Below are 25,717 nucleotides of genomic sequence, written 5' to 3'. Positions count from 1 at the left end.
CCCGGGGTGTATTATTAATATGTTAATGTTGCATAGCAGACGCAAGTCTGACATTCCCGACTAAATTGGTCAACTATTTAGTTGACTGTTTTAGTCAGGTATTTGTCGTTTAGTGCTTTCATAGAGTTAGGCCGAAAAAAGGCCATTTCCCGGCCTCGCGTATTACTCTTTATGCTTCTGTTCGATCGACGCCAGGATGCCGCGCAGGATATTAAGCTCCTGACTTTCCGGGCGCGCGCGGGTAAACAGACGGCGCAGTTTGTTCATCACCTGGCCGGGGTGGTTTTCACGAATAAAACCGGTCGCCAGCAGCGTTTGCTCCAGATGCCCGTAAAAACGTTCCAGATCATCGACCAGCGGGTACGGCGTCTCTTCATGTTCAACCGCCGGGGCAGTGCTCTCTTGCGCTGCCAGCCAGGCCATGCGCACTTCATAAGCAATAACCTGCACCGCCATCGCCAGGTTCAGCGAGCTGTATTCCGGGTTGGCGGCAATCGCCACGTGGTAGTGGCACTTTTGCAGCTCATCATTGGTGAGGCCAACGCGTTCGCGACCAAACACCAGCGCGATGGGCGCGTGTTGCGCTTCGGCAACGCTTTTCAGCCCGCATTCACGCGGATCGAGCATCGGCCACGGCAGCGTGCGGGAACGCGCGCTGGTGCCAACAACCAGGCTGCAACCGGCGAGCGCTTCATCCAGCGTGTCGACGATTTGCGCATTGCCAATCACATCGCTGGCACCTGCGGCCAGCGCGATAGCCTGTGAATCCGGTTTTACCAGCGGGTTCACCAGCCAGAGATTCGTTAAACCCATTGTTTTCATTGCACGAGCAACAGAGCCCATGTTGCCGGTGTGGGAGGTTTCCACCAGTACGATTCGAATATTTTGCAGCATAGATTTTCAACGGCTAAAGAATATTCGCGCATATTATCATAAAGCAAAGACATAATCCGAATTCGCTGCTATGATATGCGCCGTTTTCCGTTCTTTAACATCCAGTGAGAGAGACCGATGCATCCGATGCTGAACATCGCCGTGCGTGCTGCGCGCAAGGCGGGTAATTTAATTGCCAAAAACTACGAAACTCCGGACACCGTAGAAACCAGCCAGAAAGGCAGCAATGATTTCGTGACCAACATTGATAAAGCAGCCGAAGCGCTGATTATCGAAACAATCCGCAAATCTTACCCGCAACACACCATCATCACCGAAGAGAGTGGTGAGCACGAAGGCGCTGACCAGGATGTGCAATGGGTTATCGATCCGCTGGATGGCACTACCAACTTTGTCAAACGCCTGCCGCACTTCGCGGTATCCATCGCCGTACGAATCAAAGGCCGCACTGAAGTCGCGGTGGTTTACGATCCCATGCGTAACGAACTGTTCACCGCCACTCGCGGTCAGGGCGCACAGCTGAACGGCTACCGTCTGCGAGGCAGCACGGCTCGCGATCTGGATGGCACTATTCTGGCGACCGGCTTCCCGTTCAAAGCCAAACAACACGCCACCACCTACATCAATATCGTCGGCAAACTGTTCACCGAATGCGCGGACTTCCGCCGCACGGGTTCCGCTGCGCTGGATCTGGCCTATGTTGCCGCTGGCCGCGTGGATGGTTTCTTCGAAATCGCGCTGAAACCGTGGGATTTCGCCGCCGGTGAACTGCTGGTGCGTGAAGCTGGCGGTCTGGTATGCGATTTCACCGGTGGTCACAACTATATGATGACCGGCAACATCGTGGCGGGTAACCCGCGTGTAGTTAAAGCGATGCTGGCGAATATGCGTGAAGAGCTGAGCGACGCGCTGAAACGCTAAGTCTGGCTGTGCCCGGTGGAGGTTTGCCACCACCGGGTGCTATCAAAACGGTCGTAATCCGCCGCCCGGCGGTAACACACTGACCCACATTATTACCGACGCGCTAATTAACAATACGCCACCGGCCAGAGCCAGCGTGGTCCAGCCAACCTGTCGCCACAATACCGGCGCACGATCCCCGCTTAATTTTACTGCCAGTTGGCGAAAACCATGGACCAGCAACGCCAGCGAACTGATGGTCAGCGACGTTCCGACCGCCATGGCCAGCGCGGAGGCCACACCCCAGCTAAACACGCCAATCACTTTACTGAACAGCAGCACCATGATCGCACCGGAACAGGGGCGCATCCCCATCGACAAAATAATCATTAACCGTGCGCGCCAGTCATCACCGCTCTGCAACTGCGAGGCCGTGGGTAAATGCTGATGACCGCAACCGCATCCTTCGTGATGCACATGGTGCGGCGTAAAGGCGCGGAATTTCGGCGTTTGTACAAGCGCACGCAGCTTTTTCAACGCTCGCCAGCACAAAAGCACTCCCAGCACACCTACCAGTAAATAACTGCCCTTCTCCAGCCAGTAACTGCTCAAATGCAGCTGCCGCGCGGGCAGCGCCAGAATACTCAGCACAACCACTACCAGCGCAATGGCCACCAGCCCCTGCAACAAAGAAGAGGCCAGCGTTAAGCCAATCGCCGGTTTCAGTTTTGACGGATGCGTGGCAAGCCAGGTGGTGATCACCACTTTGCCATGTCCCGGCCCAAGCGCATGCAGCACGCCATAGACAAAACTGAACAGCAGCAGCGCCCCACCGGCCTGGCGCGGGTTTTCTGCCACCGCTTTCAGTAAGCTGCTCATTTTCATATTCACATCGCGCTGCCAGATAACGCTTTTCACCATCACCTGCGGCCAGATCTGCCACAGCCACAACGCGGCGGCCAGCGCACACAGCATAAAAAGCACCAGCGGCCACCAGTGCAATAAGCGTCGTTTTCGCGCCGTAGCGCTCACCATCACGGACATGTCAGCGTCACCGTCTGGGCAAATTGTTTACCGAGTTCCATATCTTCTGCCGGCGCATCGGCTTTATCCAGCGACTGGGCATAATTCAGCACTTCCTCGCCGGGTTTGGGCGTTTGTACCGCCAGTTTGCAGCCCTGCGGTGCGGCGGCAGGCAATGTCGCGTCGCTCGCTTTTGCGTAACTCATATCGACAAAATAGGTGGGATCGAAAGTGGAAAAAGTATACCGCTGTCCGCTGAGTACCTGCGGTTCGGCGAGCGGTAAAACAAACGTCAGCACCGCCTGGTGCGCGACCTGTTCCATGCCATATTCCGTGGGTCGGTTAAGAAACTTCACTTTCTGCCCGTTGTGCCAGACTTCGGTGAAATAGTGTTGCCCCAGCACGTTTGCCATCACTTCCGCCGCCAGTTTTTTCCAGATCTCATCGCCAGGTTTTGCATTGCCCGCGTCATACAGCAGATCCGCCGAAGTGATCTCATCCATCGTCCAGCGCATTTTCAGCCCGGTGAACTGCCCGTTGTCGATCAACACTTGCGTTTTCATGCGGATAAAACTGTGCGGATGCGCCGTCGCTGAAAACGATAAAAGCGCGAGAAACAGGCCACTGGCGCATTGTTTAACTGCTTGCATGTATTCCTCACGAGAAAAATTCTGTGATGCTCCCCGGCAATCCTGAATGAAAGAGCTGCCGCTGCGCTATCGCTGAGCATACCTTTAACTACGCTTATCAAAAACCCCAACTGGAACCTGACAGATGACAACTGTAATGACACCGCCATCTGCGCTCTCCAGTCCGCAGCGCCGCTGCCAGGTGCTTTTGATGCTCGCCTTGCCGGGGCAACACGTCACCATGGAACATATCAGCGCTATGAATGGAGTGGACGACGCCATGGCTCGCCGGGATATCGCTGAAACGGAAAGTGAAATTCAGCGCTACCACCGGCTCTCTATCGTTCCCCATCCTAACGGCGGCTTTCGGATTGAGGGCGCTCCACTCGATCAACGTTTATGCCTGTTGCACTGGCTTCGCCGTGCGCTGCGGCTGTGCCCGCAATTTATCACGCAACAGTTTACCCCGGCGTTAAAAACCGCGCTTAAACAGCAAGGCATTGCCCGAACGTTATACGACGATACAAATCTGCTGGCGTTGATTAACCTCTGTTCGCGCCGCCTGCAGCGCGTCTTTGAATGCCGGGATATGCAGTTTCTGCGTCTCTATTTGCAATATTGTTTACTGCAGCATCACCACGGACATACCCCGGAATTTAACCCGGTTCAGCAAGAGTGGGCGCAAATGCGCGCCGAGTATCAGGTGGCGCAGGAGATTGTGCGCCACTGGCAGCGTCGCGTTGTCGACTATCCGCAGCAGAATGAGCACCTGTTTTTGTCGCTGCTGTTTATGCTGGTGCGCACGCCCGATCCGCTGCGTGACCAGCAACACCAGGATCGCCGTCTGCAAAAAGCCATCCGCCGGATGATTGCCCGCTTTCACGCTCTGGCGGGGCTGCGTTTCAGCGATGAACAAGGCTTAAGTGCTCAGCTCTATATTCACATTGCCCAGGCGCTGGATCGCAGCTTGTTTGGTATTGGCATTGATAACAGCCTGCCCGAAGAGATCAATCAGCTTTACCCGCGTCTGATGCGAACCACCCGCGATGCCTTGCAGGAGCTGGAAGACGAGTATGATTTGCGCTTCAGCGATGAAGAGGCGGGGCTGGTGGCGGTGATTTTCGGCGCCTGGCTGATGCAGGACAGCGATATGCATGAGAAACAGGTGGTGTTGATTACTGGCGAAGACAGTACCCGCGAACAGCAGATTGAGCAGCAACTGCGCGAATTAACGCTGCTGCCGCTCAGTATTAAATATCTGCCACTGGCGGAATTTCGTAAGGCCGGCGCACCGAAAGACGTGACATTGATTATCACGCCTTACACTACGCCGCTGCCGCTGTTCTCACCGCCGCTGATCCACACCGACGGTCCGCTGAGCGGGCAACAGCAGCGGCATATCCGCGACATGCTGGAAAGCTAGCGGGCCTGCACGGCGACGTTCGGGCGCAGGAACAGGGCCGGAATGGCCAGCACGGCCATGACAAAAAACAGCCCCTGATGCAGATGTTCAAACAGAAAACCGGCGATCATGGTCATCAGCGCAATACTGCCGCCCATCGCGACCGCTGAATAAACCGCTTGTAAGCGGATGACTTCGCTGCCCTGCCGCGCCGAGATATAGCGCATGGCGGCAAGATGGCAAACGGTAAACGTGCCGCAGTGCAGGATCTGGGCAATAATCAGCCACGGAAGCTCGGTCGTCCAGCCCATCAGGCTCCAGCGCACCAGCCCGCAAACGGCGGAAAGCAGCAGCAGATCGCGTGCGCTGAAGCGGCGAAACAGACGGTTACTGAGCGCGAAAATCACCACTTCCGCCACCACGCCCAACGACCACAGATACCCGACCGTTGAAGCAGAGTACCCCGCCGACTGCCAGTAAATGGCGCTGAAGCCGTAGTAAGCCGCATGTGCGCCCTGCAGCAGCGACACGCAGGCGAGAAAACGCCAGTTCTGTGCAATCAATACCCGCCACGCCTGCCAGCCTGCGCCCTCCTGCTGGCGATTTTCACCCTGCGGCAAAATGGAAGGACGCAGCAACATACCGAGCAACATGGATGCCGCGCCCAGCGTCAGCAACGCCAGAATCGCCTGGTAATCAAACAGGCTCACCAGCTTGCCGGTGAGCGCCGAACCAATCACAAAAGCAATCGATCCCCACAGACGCACGCGGCCATAATCCATCGGGAACTGTTTTTGCCAGGTGCCCGCCAGCGCATCGGTGAGCGGCACCAGCGGCGAAAAGAAGAGGTTAAAACCGATGATAATGACCGCCAGCCACGCCACATGCGTTCCGGCATAAAACGCCAGCGCAAACAGCAACGTTGCCAGCGCCAGCACGCGCAGGGCCGTAATCAAGCGGGAAGGATCGCTCACGCGCGGAGCGATGAAAAGGCTGCCAAGGAAGCGGGCGACAAGACCTGCGCCGAGCAACATACCGATGATTTCGGGGGTCAGCCCCACGCCTTTGAGCCAGACGCTCCAGAAAGGTAAAAAGATGCCGTAGCTAAAAAAGTAGGTGAAATAAGCGAGCGCCAGCCAGCGCGTGGACTGCAAGACCATGATTTCCTCCTGAATGGAGGCGATAGTCTGGCGATAAATAACAGGGCTGGCAAGTAACAATCAGGCAACACATGCGCTTACCCAACGTTTGCAGGCGAATATCTGCCCCAGGTTGCTCGCCGTTGCTTAGCGAATATAAGAATCCAGCACGCTCAGCACCACATCCAGATCCGCTTCACGCTTAATTTCGTCGTTCTCATGCACGATATGATCGGTCAGATGGCCTTTGATCACTTCGCGCATTAACCCGTTTACTGCGCCGCGGATCGCCGCGATTTGTTGCAAAACCTGGGCGCATTCATGAGGCTCATCGAGCATTTTTTTCAGCGCGGCAACCTGCCCTTCTATTTTGCTCGCCCGCGCTTTTAGCTTTTTCCTGTCCCGGATGGTGTGCGACATACAGACCTCAAATCGACCGTGCTTAAACGAACCTTAGCATACCATGCATCAACTGGGGGGGAGTTTATTTCTACTGGGGGGTAGTATTTACTACTGGGGGGGAGTAGATTTGAGCGCACAAATTTTTACCGAGAATTATTCTCATGAATGACTTCACCACGCTTTTTCAGCAAGGGAACGCCTGGTTTTTTATTCCGAGCGCCATCCTGCTCGGCGCGCTGCATGGCCTCGAACCGGGGCACTCAAAAACCATGATGGCGGCATTCATCATCGCCATCAAAGGCACGGTTAAACAGGCCGTGATGCTGGGTCTCGCCGCCACGCTATCCCACACGGTGGTGGTGTGGCTGATTGCGCTCGGGGGTATGTATCTCAGCAGCCAGTTCACCGCACAAGCCGTTGAACCCTGGCTGCAAATGGTATCTGCGGTGATCATTTTTGGTACGGCGGTGTGGATGTTTCTGCGCACCTGGCAAGGTGAACGTTCGTGGCACGCCGGGCATCATCATCACCATGAACATGACCACGGCCACGCGCACCGTGCTCCAAGCCTGGTGCTTCAGCCGGTACAACCGACTCGTGTCACCGCGCAGCCAACGATCTTGTCGCTGCGAAAAGTGACTAAAGAAGAGGAGTATCAGGATGCGCACGAGCGGGCACATGCACGGGATATTGAGCGGCGTTTTACCGGCGGCGAGGTGACTAACGGTCAGATCCTGCTATTCGGTTTAACCGGCGGGCTTATCCCCTGCCCTGCGGCGATCACCATTTTGCTGATCTGTATTCAGTTAAAAGCCATCACGCTGGGCGCAACATTAGTGATCTCTTTCAGTATCGGGCTTGCACTTACACTGGTTGCGGTTGGCGTTGGCGCGGCAATCAGCGTCCAGCAAGCGGCAAAACGCTGGTCCGGCTTTAACACGCTGGCGCGTAAGGCCCCCTATTTTTCCAGCGCGCTTATCGCGCTCGTCGGCGTTTATATGGGCATTCACGGCTATAGCGTGCTGCACTAAGACATAAAAAAACCCGCCGCAGCGGGTTTTTCGAAGCGGAATAAACTTAGGCGTAAACCGGGAAACGGGCGCAGATATCCAGGACTTTACCTTTGACGCGCTCGATAACTGCTTCGTCATTGATGTTGTCCAGCACGTCGCACATCCAGCCAGCCAGCTCTTTTACTTCCGCTTCTTTGAAGCCGCGGCGAGTCACGGCCGGAGAACCGATACGGATACCGGAAGTGACAAACGGGCTCTTCGGATCGTTCGGCACGCTGTTTTTGTTCACGGTGATGTTCGCACGGCCCAGCGCGGCATCCGCTTCTTTACCGGTCAGGTTTTTATCCACCAAATCCAGCAGGAACAGGTGGTTTTCAGTCCCGCCGGATACCACTTTGTAGCCACGGTTCAGGAACACTTCCACCATCGCTTTGGCGTTTTTGGCAACCTGCTGCTGGTAAACTTTAAACTCTGGCTCCATCGCTTCTTTCAGTGCCACCGCTTTTGCCGCGATAACGTGCATCAGCGGGCCGCCCTGCGCGCTTGGGAAAACAGCGGAGTTCAGTTTTTTGTACAGCTCTTCGTCACCGCCTTTCGCCAGGATCAGGCCGCCGCGCGGACCCGCCAAGGTTTTGTGGGTGGTGGTGGTCACAACGTGCGCATGCGGAACCGGGTTCGGGTAAACGCCTGCGGCAATCAGACCCGCAACGTGTGCCATATCAACGAACAGGTAAGCACCGATGCTGTCGGCGATTTCACGCATTTTCGCCCAGTCAACGATACCGGAGTAAGCAGAGAAACCACCGATAATCATCTTCGGTTTGTGCTCTTTCGCCTGCTTCGCCATGTCTTCGTAGTCAATTTTACCGGACTCATCAATACCGTAAGGGATGATGTTGTACAGTTTGCCAGAGAAGTTAACCGGGGAGCCGTGAGTCAGGTGGCCGCCCTGCGCCAGGTTCATACCCAGAACGGTATCGCCCGGTTGCAGCAGCGCGGTGTAGACCGCGAAATTCGCCTGCGAGCCGGAGTGCGGCTGCACGTTAGCGTAATCCGCGCCAAACAGTTCTTTCGCGCGATCAATCGCCAGTTGCTCAACGATATCCACATATTCGCAACCGCCGTAGTAGCGTTTGCCCGGATAACCTTCGGCGTATTTGTTCGTCAGCTGAGAACCCTGAGCCTGCATTACACGCGGGCTGGTGTAGTTTTCGGAGGCGATCAGTTCAATGTGTTCTTCCTGACGTACTTTTTCCTGCTCCATAGCCTGCCACAGTTCGGCATCATAATCGGCAATGTTCATTTCACGCTTTAACATCCGCATCTCCTGACTCAGCTAACAAAACAACTCTAAATGAGGGCCCAAATTTGGGGAACGGCCCACAGTATAACTGATTAATATTCTGATAACAGGTCTTGACAAAGGTTTTTACGCAAACGATTGGCTCCCCGTCAGACAAGGGTTTGAGCGATAAGACACTTCCCTGTTAAAGCGGATTTCTTTTCAGGTTTGTGATGCAACTTATTCACGATGTAAATCCCTTTACATTGTCCGCTCTTTACAAGCCAGGTCGCCGCGCTATAAGATGCATTTAAAATACAACTTTAAATAATCTGTAAAAAAGGAAGCAATCATGCTCGACGCCCAAACCATCGCTACGGTCAAATCCACTCTTCCCCTGCTGGCGGCTACCGGCCCAAAACTCACCGCTCATTTTTACGACCGGATGTTCACTCACAATCCGGAACTGAAAGAGATTTTCAATATGAGCAACCAGCGCAATGGCGATCAGCGTGAAGCACTGTTCAACGCCATTGCCGCTTACGCCAGCAATATTGATAATCTTGCCGCGCTGCTGCCGGCGGTTGAAAAAATCGCCCAGAAGCACACCAGCTTCCAGATCCAGCCGGAACAGTACAACATTGTTGGCACACACCTGCTGGCGACGCTGGATGAGATGTTCAGCCCGGGGCAAGAAGTGTTAGACGCCTGGGGAAAAGCCTACGGCGTACTGGCGGGTGTCTTTATCAACCGTGAAGCGCAAATCTACAGCGAACACGCTGAAAAAGTCGGCGGCTGGCAAGGCACGCGCCCGTTCCGCCTGGTAGAGAAAAAACCGCAGAGCGCACTTATCACCAGCTTTGAATTCGAACCCGTCGACGGTCAGCCAGTCGCCGCTTATCAGCCGGGGCAATATCTGGGTGTCTGGCTGAAGCCTGAAGGTTTCGCCAATCAGGAGATCCGCCAGTATTCACTGACCCGCAAGCCCAACGGCAAAAGCTACCGTATCGCGGTAAAACGCGAAGCGGGTGGGCAGGTTTCTAACTGGCTGCATAACAGTGCGAAAGTGGGCGATATCGTGCATCTTGCAGCGCCTGCCGGGGATTTCTTTATTGATGTGCAGAACAACACACCGGTCACGCTGATCTCCGCGGGTGTCGGTCAAACACCGATGCTGGCGATGCTCGACAGCCTTTCAAAATCGCAGCATGCCGCGCAGGTAAACTGGTTCCATGCCGCGATGAATGGCGAGGTGCATGCCTTTGCCGATGAAGTAAGCAAACTGGGTGCGTCGCTGAACCATTTTTACCAGCATGTCTGGTATCAACAGCCTGCGGCGGCTGAGGTGAACAGCGGTCGCTATCACAGTGAAGGGTTGATGGATTTGCACGCGCTGGAAGGGAAGTTCAGCGATCCGGCGATGCAGTTTTATCTCTGCGGCCCGGTCGGTTTTATGCAGTTTGTCGCGCAACAGCTGGTCACACTTGGCGTGAACAAAGAGAGCATTCATTACGAATGCTTTGGCCCGCATAAAGTGTTGTAAAACAGGCACCCTCACCCTGCGGGGTGAGGGAAAATATCAGATTGCGGCGTCGTCTTCTTCGCCGGTACGGATACGCACCACGCGTGCGACATCAAAGACGAAGATCTTACCATCGCCGATTTTACCGGTCTGGGCAGTACGGATAATGGTGTCCACGCAGGTATCAACGATGTCGTCAGTCACGACAATTTCAATCTTCACCTTCGGCAGAAAATCCACCATATACTCCGCGCCACGGTAAAGTTCAGTGTGGCCTTTCTGGCGACCAAAACCTTTCACTTCCGTTACCGTCATCCCGGTGATGCCGACTTCAGCCAGCGCTTCACGTACATCATCCAGTTTGAAAGGTTTAATAATCGCATCAATCTTTTTCATGGTCGTTCCTTACACGCTCTTGCCAGTCTGCTGCATCGTAATCGGTTGCTCACAGTACCATAATCATTTCGCCATTACTCTTTAAAGTCGTTGGCGTCGAGCTCATGGCGGGAGAGTAATTTGTAAAACTCGGTGCGGTTGCGCCCCGCCATGCGCGCGGCATGCGTGACATTGCCCTTAGTGATTTGCAGCAGCTTGCGCAGGTAGTTCAGTTCAAACTGGTTACGCGCCTCAACAAAGGTCGGCAACGCCGTATTTTCCCCTTCCAGCGCCTGCTCCACCAGCGCATCGCTGATAACCGGCGATGAGGTGAGCGCCACACACTGTTCAATGACGTTAACCAACTGGCGCACATTGCCAGGCCAGCCGGCGGTCATCAGCCGCTTCATGGCATCGGTGGAAAACGCGCGAACAAACGGTTTATGTCTCTCTGCCGACTGTTTCAGCAAATGATTGGCCAGTAGCGGAATATCTTCCGCACGCTCAGCTAACGCCGGGATCTTCAGGCTCACCACATTCAGCCGATAGTAGAGATCTTCGCGAAACTCGCCGCGCGCCATCGCTTTCGGTAAATCACGGTGCGTGGCTGAAATGATGCGCACATTAATATCGATATCGCGGTTACTGCCAAGCGGGCGCACTTTGCGCTCCTGCAACACGCGCAGCAGTTTGACCTGCAACGGAATCGGCATATCGCCAATCTCATCAAGGAACAGCGTGCCGCCCTCCGCCGCCTGAAACAGCCCCTCCCGGCTACTGACTGCGCCGGTAAACGCACCGCGCGCGTGACCGAACAGTTCAGATTCCAGTAACTGTTCCGGCAACGCGCCGCAGTTAATGGCGATAAACGCGCTTTTGCTGCGCGGACTGGCGTTATGAATCGCCTGCGCGAGCACCTCTTTCCCGGTACCGCTCTGGCCGTTAATCAGCACGCTCACATCAGATTGCGCCACCATCCGCGCCTGCTCCAGCAGACGCAACATCACCGGGCTACGAGTGACTATGGTTTCACGCCACTGGTCATCCATCGCCGAACCGCTGTGCTCCAGCGCATCGTCAATCGCTTTATACAGCGCGTCTTTGTCCACCGGTTTGGTCAGAAAGCTGAACACGCCCTGCTGGGTCGCGGCCACCGCATCGGGAATCGAGCCGTGGGCCGTCAGGATAATCACCGGCATGCCCGGCTGTACGCGCTGGATTTCGGCAAACAGCTGCATACCGTCCATCTCATCCATGCGCAGATCGCTTATTACCAAATCGACCTTTTCCCGCGCAAGAATGCGTAACCCTTCCTGCCCGCTTTCCGCCGTAACGATGCTGTAGCCTTCGCTGGTGAGGCGCAGCCCCAGCAGTTTTAACAGCCCCGGATCGTCATCCACCAGCAACAGATGGGCAGGTTTACGGCTGGTCATGGTTTCACATCCTCCTGAGTGCCGTCGCTTTTAGACGGGTGAGAACTGTCCGGCAGGTCAGTAGCGGCGGGTTTATTGCGCGTGGAGAGACGCCGTTCGATATCGGTGAGGTTTTCCAGTTTACGGGTAGTTGTTTCCAGTTGTTCGCGCAGGAATTGTTGCTGCTGGCGCAGACTATCCAGCTCGCTGTCCGCGGATTGCTGTAACTTCGCGTAACGGGCGCGCTCTTCCGCCAGTTGTAATTGGGCTTTTTCACCATCGCGCCACAGCTCAAACAGTGGACGAACCTGCGCAGGGATCGTGGGGCTTAATGCGCCCAGCCGCTCGGTGTATTCACGACGCTCAAGCGGCGAAATTTTGGCGTTAGAGAGCAAAATGCCGCGCCTGAACGTGGCCTGCCAGTTATCGTCAGACCAGGTACGTGCTTCAGCACGCGCGGCGGCAGGCGATAAACGTTGCGCACAGTCCATACCGCGCAGCCAGTAAAGCGGGTTGGTGTCGACGTTTTGCCCGGACAGCGACCAGATATCGTCGCAATCTGTGGACAAGAAATCGGCCAGTTGATGTTCAGGGAGCCGTTCTTCCTGGAGGTCATGAATCGCGCTTTGCGGTTTTTGTGCAACACACCCCGCCAGCAGCAGACAAGGAAACACGCGAAGCCAGGCGTTTTGCTGTGTAACCGCGTTAATCACGCGGGAAAAAACATGCGACATACTCACCAGATTTAGATTCATTGAGTGGATTTTTCCGGCGCATTGAGAGGTAGCTCAATACGGAAACAGACATCAGCTTTGCTGCTCGCCACCAGATGCAGCTCGCCTTGCATACGGCGAATGCAGTCCCTGGCAATGCTTAGCCCCAACCCGCTGCCTTTCACCGCCCCTTTTCGCTGGTGGCTACCCTGGAAGAACGGTTCGAAGATCATTTCACGCTCCGTTTCAGGGATCGGCGTACCGGTATTTGCCACTTCGATACAGAGCCGCGCGTTGGCAGTATAGCTGTGCAGAGAAATGTTACCGGATTCAGCACCATAGTGCACCGCGTTGGAGTAAAGATTATCCAGCACGCTCATCAGCAACATCGGTTCGGCCTGGCAGGTCGCCACATCAAGGGCGACATCGGTATGCATCATTTTAGCTCGCGCCGGCAAACTGTGGGCAGAGATCACCATTTCTACCAGTGGCGCAAGTTCCACGGTTTCCAGCTCTACCGAACCCTCCGCCAGCTTGCGGTTGTAATCCAGCAATTGCTCAATCAGTTTTTGCAGATTGCGGCTGCTGGCATCGAGGATCTCCACCACCTCTTTCTGTTCCATCGTCAGCGGTCCGACAACCTGATCGGCCAGCAACTCGGTACCTTCGCGCATGCTGGCAAGCGGCGTTTTAAGCTCGTGGGAAAGATGGCGTAAGAATTGATGACGCTGTGATTCAAGCCAGGCGAGTCTTTCGCTCAGCCAGAGGATCCGTTCCCCAACATAACGCAGTTCGCGCGGGCCTTTAAAGACAACGCTACGGCCCAGAGTTCTCCCCTCGCCCAAGCGATTAATCATCCGCTCGATGCCCTTCACCGGACCGATGATCATGCGGGTAAACAGCAGGACCAGCGCCAGGCTCACCAGGAACAGCACCAGCGCCTGCCAGCCGAAAAACTGGCCGCGTTCGGCAATTTCCAGCTGAAGCTGTTGCCCGCGGGAAAAGACCACCGCCCGTGTCGATTGCACCATCTCGGTATTGGCGGCGGCAAACGCTTCAAGCTGCGCAGAGGCCTCGGCAGACGGGCCGCTATTTTTACATTGCAACTGGGCGAGCGCGTTTAAATCCTGGCGCAACGCCTGGTAAAGTTTATCGTCAGGGAGCACGCCCGCGTGGGCGTCAAGCATTTCGCTATAACGCTTACGCTGATTCTGATACACGCGCGCCAGGGTGGCATCATCCAGCACACAGTACTGCCGGTAGCTACGCTCCATTTCCAGTGCGGCATTGGTCATTGCTTCACTGCGACGCGCGTCAATCAATGTTGTGCGGTTAGTCTGCAACGCCTGCGCACTGAGTGCGTTCAGGCTTTGCCACGCCTGCCAGGCTAACACCAGCAGCGGCAACAGGATTAACAAAAACGCCATCATGACCAGTTGGCGAAGCGAGCGGGGGAAAACAGGCCAGCGTTTCAATGCACTTCTCTCGCAAAAAAAGGTATGGAGATGCTAACTGATTTACCAAAAGCCAGAAACAACAAAGCCGGGTATTAACCCGGCTTTGTTATGAAATTAGGCGGTGCCTAACTCGACGTTTCGCCCGATGCCTGATAAAGCAGTGCAATTATCAGCAGGTGGACGGCAGGCACCTTTAAGTGCGTCATTCGAAGTTTATGTAGCGCGTCCCGAAGGGGCTGACATAAGAAGGTGAATGAGCCACTGCGTAATATTATGCAGGTATTGTGCCAACACGCCAACAATTAATTTAATCTGTTGATTTTTAATGATTTAATATTTTAAAAATGAAAGTGTGATGTGCTTATCATTTCAACAACCTGTCGCTATTTAGCAACACACTGATAGCATCAAAAATAAATCATTTATAATCAATAAATTAAATGTCTCTTTTTGGAGACACTGCTTAATACCCTATGTCGGGAAATGCAGACACTTTTGCTCAGACGAAAAAAAGCCCTCTTACAAAGAAGAGGGCTTACTGATGATGACGAAATTAACCCAACTGTTTACGGGCGTTGCGGAAGATACGCATCCACGGGCTGTCTTCGCCCCAGTTTTCCGGATGCCAGGAGTTGGAAACGGTGCGGAACACGCGCTCCGGGTGCGGCATCATAATGGTTACGCGCCCGCTTTCACTGGTCACAGCCGTAATGCCGTTCGGTGAGCCGTTCGGGTTCGCCGGGTAAGTTTCCGTCACGGCCCCGGTATTATCCACGTAGCGCAACGCCACCAGCCCTTTGCTTTCCAGCTGCGCCAGATGCGCGCCATCACGCACTTCCACGCGACCTTCACCATGGGAAACGGCGATTGGCATCTGCGAGCCGACCATACCGCTCAGCAGCAGCGACGGGCTTTGCGTCACTTCCACCAGGCTGAAGCGCGCTTCAAAGCGGTCGGAGTGGTTACGCACAAAGCGCGGCCACAGCTCGCTGCCCGGGATCAGTTCACGCAGGTTAGACATCATCTGGCAACCGTTACACACGCCAAGCGCCAGTGTCTGCGGGCGGTGGAAGAAGGTTTCGAACTCGTCACGCACACGCTCGTTGAACAGAATCGATTTCGCCCAACCCTCACCTGCACCCAGCACATCGCCATACGAGAAGCCGCCGCAGGCAACCAGCGCCTGGAAGTGCTCAAGGCCAGTGCGCCCTGCCAGCAGATCGCTCATATGCACGTCAATGGCATCAAAACCGGCGCGATGGAATGCAGCCGCCATTTCAACGTGCGAGTTGACGCCCTGCTCACGCAGCACAGCCACTTTCGGCCGCGCACCGGTAGCAATGAACGGTGCAGCGATATCGTCGTTGATATCAAAAGAGAGTTTCACGTTGAGGCCCGGATCGTTGTCATTGGCTTTCGCCTGATGCTCCTGATCCGCACACTCCGGGTTATCACGCAGGCGCTGCATCTGCCAGGTGGTTTCCGCCCACCACATGCGCAACTGAGTACGGCTTTCGCTGAACACCGCCTGGCCATCAGCTTCAATCACAAAGCGATCGCCAGTAACGGCAGTACCGAGATAGTGAACGCTATCACCCAGACCATAAGCCGACAGCACGCTTTCTACCGCTTCGCGATCGGCCGCGCGCACCTGAATCACCGCGCCCAGCTCTTCATTAAACAACGCCGCCAGACGATCCTGGCCCAGAGACGCGATATCAACGTTGATGCCGCAGTGACCGGTAAAGGCCATCTCTGCCAGCGTGACCAGCAGGCCGCCATCGGAGCGATCGTGATAAGCCAGCAGTTTGCGGTCCGCCACCAGCGCCTGGATAGCATCAAAGAAACCTTTCAGTTGCTCAACGTTACGCACATCAGCCGGTTTGTCCCCAAGCTGGCGGTAAACCTGTGCCAGCGCGGTGGCACCCAGTGCGTTATTGCCATTACCCAGGTCAATCAGCAGCAGGGCGTTATCTTCCGTGGAAAGCTGCGGGGTAACCGTGCGGCGAACATCTTCAACACGGGCAAACGCGGTGATCACCAGTGACAGCGGCGAGGTCATTTCGCGCTGCTCGCTGCCTTCCTGCCAGCGGGTTTTCATCGACATGGAGTCTTTACCCACCGGAATGGTTAAACCGAGCGCCGGACAAAGCTCTTCACCCACCGCTTTCACTGCGGCATACAGCCCGGCGTCTTCACCCGGGTGCCCGGCGGCGGCCATCCAGTTCGCCGACAGCTTAATACGTTTGATATCGCCAATCTGCGTTGCAGCGATGTTAGTGAGCGCTTCCCCCACCGCCAGGCGGGCGGAAGCGGCGAAGTCCAGCAGCGCCACCGGCGCGCGTTCGCCCAGCGCCATCGCCTCACCGTAGTAGCTATCAAGGCTGGCGGTGGTGACTGCACAGTTCGCCACCGGAATCTGCCACGGGCCAACCATCTGATCGCGCGCGACCATACCGGTCACCGTACGGTCGCCGATGGTCACAAGGAAAGTTTTTTCCGCCACGGTCGGCAGGTGCAGCACGCGGTTAACCGCATCGGCAATGGAAATGCCCTGCACGTTCAGCGCTTCGCCAGCCGCCTGACGAGACGCGACATCGCGGGTCATCTTCGGCGTTTTACCCAGCAGCACATCCAGCGGCATATCGATCGGCTGGTTGTTAAAGTGGCTGTCGTTAAGCGTCAGATGTTGGGCTTCTGTCGCTTCACCAATCACCGCGTACGGCGCGCGCTCGCGGCGGCACAGCTCGTCAAACAGCGCCAGTTGATCGGCGGCAACCGCCAGCACGTAGCGCTCCTGCGATTCGTTACACCAGATCTCAAGCGGGCTCATTCCCGGCTCATCGCTCAGAATATCGCGCAGCTCAAAACGACCGCCGCGACCGCCGTCGCTCACCAGCTCCGGCATGGCGTTAGAAAGGCCGCCCGCGCCAACGTCGTGAATAAAGAGGATCGGGTTGGCATCACCCAGCTGCCAGCAGCGGTCGATAACTTCCTGGCAACGACGCTCCATCTCCGGGTTGTCACGCTGTACGGAGGCAAAATCAAGATCCGCGTCGGACTGACCGGATGCCATTGAAGAGGCCGCGCCGCCGCCCAGACCGATATTCATCGCCGGACCGCCCAGCACGATCAGTTTCGCGCCAACGGTGATTTCACCTTTCTGCACGTGATCGGCACGGATGTTGCCGATGCCGCCCGCCAGCATGATCGGTTTGTGGTAGCCGCGCAGCTCTTCGCCATTGTGGCTGTTCACTTTCTCTTCATAAGTACGGAAGTAACCATTCAGCGCCGGACGACCAAATTCATTATTGAACGCCGCGCCGCCCAGCGGGCCGTCGGTCATAATGTCCAGCGCAGTAACGATACGATCCGGTTTACCGAAATCCTCTTCCCACGGCTGTTCAAAGCCAGGAATACGCAGGTTAGAAACGGAAAAGCCCACCAGCCCCGCTTTTGGCTTCGCGCCACGGCCGGTTGCGCCTTCGTCGCGGATCTCGCCGCCGGAACCTGTCGCCGCCCCCGGCCACGGCGAAATCGCCGTCGGGTGGTTGTGAGTTTCCACCTTCATCAGAATATGCGCCGGTTCCTGATGGTAGTCGTAACGCCCTTCCCCGCGATCGGCGAAGAAGCGACCCACTTCGGAACCTTCCATCACCGCGGCATTATCCTTATAGGCCGACAGCACGAAATCCGGCGTTTGCTCGAAGGTGTTTTTGATCATTTTGAACAGCGACTTTGGCTGCTGCTTGCCATCAATCACCCAGTCGGCGTTAAAAATTTTGTGGCGGCAGTGCTCAGAGTTCGCCTGCGCGAACATATAAAGCTCAATGTCGTTCGGATTGCGCCCCAGGCGGGTAAACGCCTCTTGCAGGTAGTCGATTTCGTCTTCCGCCAGCGCCAGCCCCAGACGCAGGTTGGCATCAATCAGCGCCTGACGGCCTTCGCCGAGCAGATCCACGCTCTGTACTGGCGCAGGCTGATGGTGCTCAAACAGGCGTTCGGCGTCGGCTTGTGACGTGAATACGCTCTCCATCATGCGGTCATGCAGCTCTGCGGCAACGTCGTTCCACTGGGCGTCAGTCAGCCCGGCTGCGTCAACGTAATAGGCGACGCCGCGCTCAAGGCGATTGATTTTGTTGAGGCCGCAGTTGTGGGCGATATCGGTAGCTTTAGAAGACCAGGGAGAGATGGTGCCGGGACGAGGAGTGACGAGCAGTAATTTTCCGGTCGGGGTATGGCTGCTAAGGCTCGGGCCGTATTTCAGCAAGCGCTGGAGCCGCGCGTATTCATCTTCTGTCAGCCCATCATTAAGATCGGCGAAGTGAGCGTATTCGGCGTAAATGTTGCTTACCGGGAGGTTGGCGGCCTGAAAACGTGCCAGCAGTTTGTTGATACGGAAAGCGGACAATGCAGGCGAACCACGCAGAATTTCCATCATAAGTCTCTCGTCTTCGATTACGAAGCGTCGGGGACGCTTTAAGTGTGCACCAGGGGAAAACGGGCGTCATTATAGAGAATCCTGCGCGCCGACGAAACCGTTTGCGTCGAAATAAAATCGCCGTCAATTTTTAACAATAGCTGTCGCCGAATGCTCTAATTAGTTGCCAACTGGCGTTTTGTTGCGCAGAATGCCGCTCAATCACCGACAAACCTTACTGTTATCATCACGAGAATCTTCTGAGGCAAAGCACGGCGCAGAGAATTAACTCCTTGAAAAAATTTAAGATTAATTATCTGCTCATCGGCATTGTCACCCTGCTGCTGGCAGCGGCCCTGTGGCCTTCTATCCCCTGGTTCGGCAAAGCCGACAATCGCATCGCGGCGATCAAAGCTCGTGGGGAGCTGCGCGTCAGTACGGTTGCCACACCGCTCACTTACAACACCGTTGATGGCAAAACGTATGGGCTGGATTACGATCTCGCGCAGCATTTCGCCGATTACCTTGGCGTCAAACTGAAAGTCACGGTGCGCCAGAATATCAGTCAACTGTTTGATGACCTTGATAATGACGACGCCGATATGCTCGCCGCCGGGTTGGTCTACAACAGCGAACGGGTGAAGAACTATCAAACCGGGCCGGTCTACTATTCGGTTTCTCAGCAACTGGTGTACCGCGTGGGCAGCTACCGCCCCCGTACGCTGGAATCCGTTAATGCCAGCCAGTTAACCATCGCTCCCGGTCATGTCGCCCTGGACGATCTGCGTGAATTAAAAGAGAAGAAGTACCCGGAGTTAAGCTGGACGGTGGATGAAAAGCTCGGCACGACCGCGCTGCTGCAACAAGTGGTCGACGGGAAACTGAGCTACACCGTCGCTGATTCGGTCGCCATTAGCCTGTTCCAGCGCGTGCACCCCGAGCTGGCGGTGGCGCTGGATATCACCGACGAGCAACCCGTCACCTGGTTTAGCAAGCGCGATGACGATAATACGCTGTCGGCCGCGATGCTCGATTTTTTCAATTATATGAATGAAGACGGCACGCTTGCGCGGCTGGAGGAGAAATATCTCGGCCACGGCGAGGATTTTGACTATGTCGACACGCGTACCTTTTTACGCGCCGTCGATAGCGTACTGCCGGATCTGCAACCGCTGTTTGAAAAATACGCCCAGGCGATCGACTGGCGACTGTTAGCGGCCATCTCTTATCAGGAGTCACACTGGGACTCCCAGGCCACCTCACCCACCGGCGTTCGCGGCTTGATGATGCTGACGCGTAATACGGCGCAGAGCTTAGGTTTAAGCGATCGCACTGACGCCGAGCAAAGCATCAGCGGCGGCGCGCGTTACCTAGTGGACATGATGAGCAAAGTGCCGGACACCGTGCCGCAGGATGAAAAAATCTGGTTCGCGCTGGCGGCTTACAATATGGGCTATGCGCACATGCTGGATGCCCGCGCGTTAACGGCGAAAACCAAAGGCAACCCGGACAGTTGGGCAGACGTGAAACAGCGCCTGCCGTTATTAAGCCAGAAACAGTACTACAGCAAGCTGACGTACGGCTACGCTCGCGGACACGAAGCCTATGCCTATGTAGAAAATATTCGTAAGTATGAAATTAGCCTGGTCGGTTATTTACTGGAAAAAGAGAAAGAGGCCGCAAAAGCAGTGAAGCTGGCCAGGAGTTACCCGGCGGTATCAACAGAAGAATTAAATCGCCCGGCTTACGGCGTGCTGCCCTTTAGCGCATTAACCGCTAATGAAGCCTTCCCGCGTAACCCGCTGCTGGTGTCCGACGCGCTGGTGCAAAACCCGCTGAAAGTTAACCGCTAGCGCTTAACGCCACTACGCGCTAAAAAGCAGTAGGATCGCCAGCCGGTTTTTTCAGGGCTTTCTTCTCCAGCCGACGCTGGCGGAAGAAATCGCTCAGCATCGCGGCGCATTCGTCGCGTAACACGCCTTCGGTTATCTCCACCCGATGGTTCATGCCCGGATGGTGCAACACATCAATCAGCGATCCCGCCGCGCCGGTTTTCGCATCCCGCGCACCAAAAACCAGTTGACCGATACGGCTATGCACCATGGCACCCGCGCACATAACGCATGGCTCCAGCGTGACATATAAAGTGGTATCAATAAGACGGTAGTTTTGCAGCACCAGCCCACCCTGGCGCAACGCCATAATTTCCGCATGCGCGGTAGGATCGTGGCGGCCAATCGGCCGGTTCCAGCCTTCGCCGATCACCTGACCGTTATGCACCAGCACCGCGCCTACCGGCACTTCGCCCTCTTCCCAGGCGCGTTTCGCCAGCGTGAGCGCATGACGCATCCAGACGTCGTGATTCAGTTCAGGAATGGACAAAGCGAGATACTCCAGTAATTCAGGCGGAGCGCATTATACACAGCCGTTATCGGTTCGACACTACTCGAGCTGTTGCAAGTCGCCACGCGGCGTCACGCGCCAGCGGTGCTGGCAAAAATAGAGCAACGGGTTGTCTTGCTTGCTGTCGCTGTAACCGCTGTAGAGGCGCAACGGGGTACCGATTTTGCGTTCAAGCTGGGCGACTTTTTCATGACCGAGACAGCGCATAGTCAGCACCCAACCACCGTAGCGGCGGCTGATTTGGCTGGCTATCAGATTAACGCGCGGGAGCCACGGGGTATCATAATAGACCTGCTCCACCAGCGGCTGCGGCGAGCCGGTAATCAGCCAGATATCCGCATCGGACGCCGCCAGATAGTTGGTTAACCGCGTTTGCACGACCGGGAAGGCGGTAACATGCTGCCGAAACCAGCTGACAAATTTCTGCTGCAACGCATTCAGGTGCCGTTCGCTATGGCCAAACGTACAGCCCCACAGCAGCAAGCTCATTGGCCAACGCGCGGCGCGTCCTTTGAGTAATAATCCGCCCGCAATCACCGGCAACAAAGGCAGCACCAGCAACGCATTTAACGGCTGATGACGCAAAACGTAACGCAGAAACGTGCCAAACATATCCTGCTGATGCAGGGTACCATCCAGATCAAAAAAGACGACGCGGCGCTCGCTGTTAGCCAAATGGGAGTCCTCTGTTGGTTAACCTTCGACCGCCGGGCCTCTCCTTCTGGCGATCGCTCTTTCAATAGCCTAACAGATAGCCCCTCACTTTTCCGGTAACAATCGGTCACCGATACCTGTAATAATCAGCGGCTATGTTGGCAAGGCCAGGATGCTTTACACTGACCCGAACCTATACTTCACCGCGATCCTGATGACAACACAACATACGCGCGCCTTTCATTTTGCCCCGTTTCGCCATCTGTTTTTTGCCCGTCTGCTGACGGTGCTCGGTAACGGCATTGCCCCCATTGCGCTGGCTTTTGCGGTGCTGGACATTGGCGGTTCCGCCACCGAACTCGGTATTGTGGTGGCCGCTCGTTCACTGTTTAACGTGGCGTTTTTGCTGGTCGGCGGTGTGCTGGCCGATCGCTATTCACGCAGCCAGGTGCTGGTGCTGTCGTCGCTGGTCGCCGCCTGTTCGCAAGGCGTTGTCGCCTGGCTGGTGCTGGACGGTTCAGCGACGGTGCTGCTCCTCGCGATACTCGGCACCATTAACGGCGCGGCGGCGGGGATCGCGCTGCCGGCTTCGTCCGCGCTGGTGCCGCAAACAGTGCCAGCGCATAACCTGCGCGAAGCCAATGCCTTTATCCAGCTTGGTATTTATAGCGGAACGGTCGTCGGCGCGTCGCTCGGTGGCATCCTCACCAGCGCCGTCGGGCCTGGCTGGGGGCTGGCGATTGACGCACTGGGCTTTGCCGCCTCGGCTCCGCTTTATCTCGCCATTCGCATGGGCGCTATTCAGGAGACAGCGGCGCAAAGCAATATCCTGCAAGATCTGCGCGATGGCTGGAAAGAGTTCATCAGCCGCGCCTGGGTGTGGGCCATTGTCGTGCAGTTCACCATTATTAATGCCGCGTTCAGCGGCGTGGTGATGGTACTCGGCCCGATCATTGCCGATGCCTCGTTTGGCCGCACGCGCTGGGGAATGATTGTCGCCGCGCAGAGCGTGGGCTTGATTGTCGGTTCATTCCTCGCGCTGCGCTGGCGTCCGCGACGCGATCTGTTTATCGGCGTGATGCTGGTTGCCGTATGCGCGGTGCCGATCTATCTCCTCAGCCAAAATGTTTCTACAACGTGGTTGCTGGCGGCGTTTTTCCTCGCAGGCGTCAGTTTCGGCCTGTTCGGTGTGGCGTGGGCGCAGTCATTACAAACACATATTCCGCCAGAGAAGCTGGCGCGTGTTTATGCCTACGATGCAATGGGGTCATTTATCGCCATTCCGGTTGGTGAGCTGGCCGCCGGGCCACTGGCGACGCACTTTGGTAGCAGCAACGTGCTGATCGCCTCGGCAATCGCGGTGGTCATTGCCTGCGCAGGTGCCAGTTTTATTCCGGCAATTCGTCTGCTCGATAATTCACCTAAGGTTAAACAACGCAGCCTCAGCGGATCCTCTTGATCGCTGTCAAAACCCATTCAGGGATATTTTGTGCTAAAAGAATTTTTAATTCATAATCGCAATCTATTACTGGAATATTAAATTCATTCATCGGCAAAATATCGCGGATGGGTTTGCTCCCGGAGATCTTATGAATTGTCTAATCCGCATTCGCCAGCGCTACCCAGGCCTTGCGCAGAGCGATAAAAAGTTGGCGGAATTTCTGCTGGAAAATCCCGATCGCGCCCGCCATTTGAGTTCGCAACAGCTGGCCGCTGAAGCAGGCGTCAGCCAGTCCAGCGTGGTGAAATTTGCCCAGAAGATGGATTTCAAAGGCTTTCCGGCGATGAAACTGGCGATCAGCGAAGCGTTAGCCAGTAATAGCAATCCGTGGTCTGTGCCGGTACATAACCAGATCCGTGGTGATGATCCGCTGCGGGTGGTGGGCGAAAAGCTGATTAAAGAGTACCAGAGCGCCATGCATGCCTCGCTCGATGTTAACAGCGAGGAGAAACTGCTGGAGAGCGTGCGGCTGCTGCGCGAAGCGCGGCGTATTATCCTGACGGGTATCGGCGCTTCCGGGCTGGTCGCACGTAATTTTGGCTGGAAACTGATGAAAATCGGCGTTAACGCCGTGGTCGAGCAGGATATGCACGCGCTGCTGGCAACCGTGCAGGCGATGGAGCCGGGCGATCTGTTGCTGCCGGTCTCTTATAGCGGCGAACGCCGAGAAATCAACATGGCGGCCGATGAGACACTGCGCGTTGGCGGCAAGATCCTCGCCATCACCGGCTTCACGCCGAACGCATTACAGCAGCGGGCCACGCACTGCCTGTACACCATCGCGGAAGAGCAAGCGACACGCAGCGCGGCGATTTCTTCCACCAGCGCGCAAATGATGCTCACGGATTTACTGTTTATGGCGCTGGTACAGCAGGATCTTGAGCATGCGCCGGAGCGTATTCGCCATAGCGAAGAACTGGTGAAAAAACTGGTGTAGCCTCCCGTCCTGACGGACGAGGTGCCTTAGCGCGGTTACTCGCCGTCGCTGGTCAGATGTTGCACTATCTCCTCGCGTATCATTTCTGCGAGCAGAGCATGGGTTTTGGTGGTCGGGTGCATATTGTCCCAGAAAACAAACGCCCCGTTCGCCGCTTTACATGCCTGCTTCACCGCGACACCTGTGGCGTAAGAGATGCCGGAAGCGGAGATATCCAGGCAAGTTTCGCTGGTATTAACAAAGCCATATTTACCGCTTTCACTGAGCAGATCATTAAATGCGCTATCCAGTTTGACGGTGAAAAAATTCGCTTTCGGATACGCGGTGCGTAATTCGCCGAGCAGGTGGTCCAGCTGCTGGTTAAACTTCTCTGATTTGTTTTTTAGCGCCTCTTTTTCCGCCGGTGTCCATGTAGCGACACCAGGAATGACAGAGAAATCAGGCAGCCTGAATATCGCGATATGCTGCGCTCCCAGTGCCGCCAGACGCGCCAGCTGTATGCGGTAAGTAGCGATGATATCGTCCGGCGTTTTTGCGCCAGTGATAAAATCATTACCGCCAAACAGCAACGTAAACAGGGTCTGCGCGATGTCATAATTCTCTGTTTTACTCATATAAGCGCTGAAAGAATCCAGCTGCTTATCAAAACCGTTAAATAACGGTTTCTCGCCGCTTTCCGCATTGGCTGTCGCCCATACATAGCCCGGTAAATTAAGTGAACCGGCCAGATATTCGTGCCAGACTTTGCCATTAGAAAAATGACCAAGAAACCACGATGCGTGATTTGGAACCGTGCCGTATGAGCCGTTATAAACATTAATCGTATCGCTAAGGCTGTCGCCAAATATGACCATGCGATCAATTTTATTATTGCCAAACAGTATCGCCGGCTGCGCCTGCCCCTGATGCCAAATCATATAATACCAGGAGAGCGCGTAATCGGAAGCATAAGGAATAACGGTCTGCGCATTAATATTGCTGGCCTTCAACGTGCTCCGGCAGATATTTACCAGGTTTGCGTAGGATGATTCGCTATAAAACATATTTGCCAGCGGCGTGGTGCTATACCAATACCCGCGCAGCTTCAGGTAGTTACTCCCGTCACGCGCCCATGTCCAGGATGAGGCAGGATTACTTTGATCCTGATTATCGATGTTATACACACATTTGATATAGGTTGACGTCTCGTCGTTTGTCCGCAAAGCACGCTGGTTTGGCGAGGATTCATACGCAGGCGGTACCGGCGTTGTATAGGTATATTCATTCGCCGCATTCGCCATCCCGCTTGTGATACTGGCAATAAATGCGATATATAATTTCGCTCTTTTCATCATAATCCCTTATTAATTATCCCTGCCAGGCCGCGCTAAAATAGAACAACATTCATATATCAGAGACAGGGTGATCATTCTTAATCAATAAAAAGACACCGCACTCTATTCTGCCCTTGTGTTATTTATATTTTCAGCGCAGAAATATTATCCGGTCAATGACGCTTTTCTTATGTTTGATTAAGAACATTCGCCAAAACGTCTCAGGAGGGAGTAGAAAGGTTGTCCCGCGCCACTTTTGTGCGCAAAAACATCATCGTGATTGGGGCTACCCGGTTTCTGTGGTAAAGTACGCCGGTTAACATTCA

21 protein-coding genes are annotated in these 25,717 nt (G+C 55.4%); 7 read left to right on the top strand and 14 right to left on the bottom strand.

Annotation, left to right across the window (positions count from 1 at the left end; translation table 11 throughout):
- Nucleotides 1-162 precede the first annotated feature (162 nt).
- Nucleotides 163-894 (bottom strand): tRNA (cytosine(32)/uridine(32)-2'-O)-methyltransferase TrmJ, encoded by a 732-nt coding sequence (trmJ, locus tag AAIG26_RS07195; protein ID WP_020454729.1) that lies wholly within the window; start codon nucleotides 892-894, stop codon nucleotides 163-165.
- Nucleotides 895-1,011: 117 nt separating this feature from the next.
- Between trmJ and suhB the strand changes: the two genes are divergently transcribed.
- Nucleotides 1,012-1,815, top strand: a complete 804-nt coding sequence (gene suhB, locus AAIG26_RS07190; protein WP_200550140.1) for an inositol-1-monophosphatase — start codon at nucleotides 1,012-1,014, stop codon at nucleotides 1,813-1,815.
- A 42-nt stretch (nucleotides 1,816-1,857) separates the two neighbouring features.
- Here suhB and AAIG26_RS07185 read toward each other — a convergent pair whose 3' ends face one another.
- Together AAIG26_RS07185 and AAIG26_RS07180 are read right to left on the bottom strand one after the other, a co-directional pair.
- On the bottom strand, nucleotides 1,858-2,838 hold the full coding sequence (locus AAIG26_RS07185; protein ID WP_343180365.1) for a nickel/cobalt transporter: 981 nt from the start codon (nucleotides 2,836-2,838) through the stop codon (nucleotides 1,858-1,860).
- Nucleotides 2,829-3,467, bottom strand: coding sequence for a DUF1007 family protein (locus AAIG26_RS07180; RefSeq protein ID WP_045510452.1), 639 nt, complete (start codon nucleotides 3,465-3,467; stop codon nucleotides 2,829-2,831). The genes AAIG26_RS07185 and AAIG26_RS07180 overlap by 10 nt, the downstream gene beginning before the upstream one ends.
- Before the next feature lie 124 nt (nucleotides 3,468-3,591).
- Here AAIG26_RS07180 and csiE point away from each other — a divergent pair, with 124 nt between their 5' ends.
- Complete coding sequence (gene csiE / locus AAIG26_RS07175) at nucleotides 3,592-4,869, top strand: stationary phase inducible protein CsiE (protein WP_045510455.1); 1,278 nt, start codon at nucleotides 3,592-3,594, stop codon at nucleotides 4,867-4,869.
- Here csiE and AAIG26_RS07170 read toward each other — a convergent pair.
- Both AAIG26_RS07170 and rcnR read right to left on the bottom strand, forming a co-directional pair.
- Entirely contained in the window at nucleotides 4,866-6,008 is a 1,143-nt protein-coding gene (locus AAIG26_RS07170) for a 3-phenylpropionate MFS transporter (RefSeq protein ID WP_045510469.1), read from the bottom strand. The genes csiE and AAIG26_RS07170 overlap by 4 nt on opposite strands.
- A gap of 126 nt (nucleotides 6,009-6,134) precedes the next feature.
- Entirely contained in the window at nucleotides 6,135-6,407 is a 273-nt protein-coding gene (rcnR, locus tag AAIG26_RS07165; protein ID WP_160269130.1) for a Ni(II)/Co(II)-binding transcriptional repressor RcnR, read from the bottom strand.
- 143 nt (nucleotides 6,408-6,550) lie between these two features.
- Here rcnR and AAIG26_RS07160 point away from each other — a divergent pair, with 143 nt between their 5' ends.
- The gene (locus AAIG26_RS07160) at nucleotides 6,551-7,420 is read left to right on the top strand and encodes a nickel/cobalt efflux protein RcnA (protein ID WP_343180364.1); all 870 of its coding nucleotides are present in this window, start codon (nucleotides 6,551-6,553) and stop codon (nucleotides 7,418-7,420) included.
- Nucleotides 7,421-7,466: 46 nt separating this feature from the next.
- Here the strand turns inward: AAIG26_RS07160 and glyA are convergent, their stop codons facing one another.
- Nucleotides 7,467-8,720, bottom strand: a complete 1,254-nt coding sequence (glyA, locus tag AAIG26_RS07155; protein WP_008502165.1) for a serine hydroxymethyltransferase — start codon at nucleotides 8,718-8,720, stop codon at nucleotides 7,467-7,469.
- A gap of 316 nt (nucleotides 8,721-9,036) precedes the next feature.
- On the opposite strand from glyA, the gene hmpA reads away from it, so the two are divergent.
- The gene (gene hmpA / locus AAIG26_RS07150; protein ID WP_343180363.1) at nucleotides 9,037-10,227 is read left to right on the top strand and encodes an NO-inducible flavohemoprotein; all 1,191 of its coding nucleotides are present in this window, start codon (nucleotides 9,037-9,039) and stop codon (nucleotides 10,225-10,227) included.
- 36 nt (nucleotides 10,228-10,263) lie between these two features.
- On the opposite strand, the gene glnB is transcribed toward hmpA, so the two are convergent.
- The 5 genes from glnB to purL form a co-directional block, all read right to left on the bottom strand.
- On the bottom strand, nucleotides 10,264-10,602 hold the full coding sequence (gene glnB / locus AAIG26_RS07145) for a nitrogen regulatory protein P-II (protein WP_002438074.1): 339 nt from the start codon (nucleotides 10,600-10,602) through the stop codon (nucleotides 10,264-10,266).
- Nucleotides 10,603-10,676: 74 nt separating this feature from the next.
- The gene (gene glrR, locus AAIG26_RS07140) at nucleotides 10,677-12,014 is read right to left on the bottom strand and encodes a two-component system response regulator GlrR (protein ID WP_017459023.1); all 1,338 of its coding nucleotides are present in this window, start codon (nucleotides 12,012-12,014) and stop codon (nucleotides 10,677-10,679) included.
- Nucleotides 12,011-12,748 carry a two-component system QseEF-associated lipoprotein QseG gene (gene qseG, locus AAIG26_RS07135; protein WP_020454737.1) on the bottom strand — a complete coding sequence of 246 codons (738 nt, stop codon included), beginning with the start codon at nucleotides 12,746-12,748 and terminating at the stop codon, nucleotides 12,011-12,013. Before qseG ends, glrR begins: the two co-directional genes overlap by 4 nt.
- Complete coding sequence (qseE, locus tag AAIG26_RS07130; protein WP_071925215.1) at nucleotides 12,745-14,181, bottom strand: two component system sensor histidine kinase QseE/GlrK; 1,437 nt, start codon at nucleotides 14,179-14,181, stop codon at nucleotides 12,745-12,747. Before qseE ends, qseG begins: the two co-directional genes overlap by 4 nt.
- 535 nt (nucleotides 14,182-14,716) lie before the next feature.
- Nucleotides 14,717-18,604 (bottom strand): phosphoribosylformylglycinamidine synthase, encoded by a 3,888-nt coding sequence (gene purL / locus AAIG26_RS07125; RefSeq protein ID WP_343180358.1) that lies wholly within the window; start codon nucleotides 18,602-18,604, stop codon nucleotides 14,717-14,719.
- A 239-nt stretch (nucleotides 18,605-18,843) separates the two neighbouring features.
- Between purL and mltF the strand changes: the two genes are divergently transcribed.
- Nucleotides 18,844-20,436 (top strand): membrane-bound lytic murein transglycosylase MltF, encoded by a 1,593-nt coding sequence (gene mltF, locus AAIG26_RS07120; RefSeq protein WP_238328396.1) that lies wholly within the window; start codon nucleotides 18,844-18,846, stop codon nucleotides 20,434-20,436.
- Nucleotides 20,437-20,455: 19 nt separating this feature from the next.
- Here the strand turns inward: mltF and tadA are convergent, their stop codons facing one another.
- Nucleotides 20,456-20,980: a tRNA adenosine(34) deaminase TadA gene (gene tadA, locus AAIG26_RS07115; protein WP_174240595.1), complete on the bottom strand. Its 525-nt coding sequence runs from the start codon at nucleotides 20,978-20,980 to the stop codon at nucleotides 20,456-20,458.
- 45 nt (nucleotides 20,981-21,025) lie between these two features.
- Nucleotides 21,026-21,661 (bottom strand): phosphatidylglycerophosphatase C, encoded by a 636-nt coding sequence (yfhb, locus tag AAIG26_RS07110; RefSeq protein WP_343180357.1) that lies wholly within the window; start codon nucleotides 21,659-21,661, stop codon nucleotides 21,026-21,028.
- A 193-nt stretch (nucleotides 21,662-21,854) separates the two neighbouring features.
- Here yfhb and AAIG26_RS07105 point away from each other — a divergent pair, with 193 nt between their 5' ends.
- Both AAIG26_RS07105 and AAIG26_RS07100 read left to right on the top strand, forming a co-directional pair.
- The gene (locus tag AAIG26_RS07105; RefSeq protein ID WP_097407589.1) at nucleotides 21,855-23,099 is read left to right on the top strand and encodes an MFS transporter; all 1,245 of its coding nucleotides are present in this window, start codon (nucleotides 21,855-21,857) and stop codon (nucleotides 23,097-23,099) included.
- Nucleotides 23,100-23,229: 130 nt separating this feature from the next.
- A complete protein-coding gene (locus tag AAIG26_RS07100) occupies nucleotides 23,230-24,078 on the top strand; it encodes a MurR/RpiR family transcriptional regulator (protein ID WP_017459031.1) in 849 nt (282 codons plus the stop codon).
- Nucleotides 24,079-24,113: 35 nt separating this feature from the next.
- Here AAIG26_RS07100 and AAIG26_RS07095 read toward each other — a convergent pair whose 3' ends face one another.
- Entirely contained in the window at nucleotides 24,114-25,409 is a 1,296-nt protein-coding gene (locus tag AAIG26_RS07095; RefSeq protein ID WP_343180356.1) for an SGNH/GDSL hydrolase family protein, read from the bottom strand.
- Between the last annotated feature and the right edge of the window lie 308 nt (nucleotides 25,410-25,717).

The sequence above is a fragment of the Kosakonia sp. PSU_27 genome (assembly GCF_039409795.1).
In the GTDB taxonomy this organism is placed as follows: domain Bacteria; phylum Pseudomonadota; class Gammaproteobacteria; order Enterobacterales; family Enterobacteriaceae; genus Kosakonia.
Note: the sequence above shows the minus strand (reverse complement) of the source record. Positions and strands in the feature narration are given on the sequence as shown.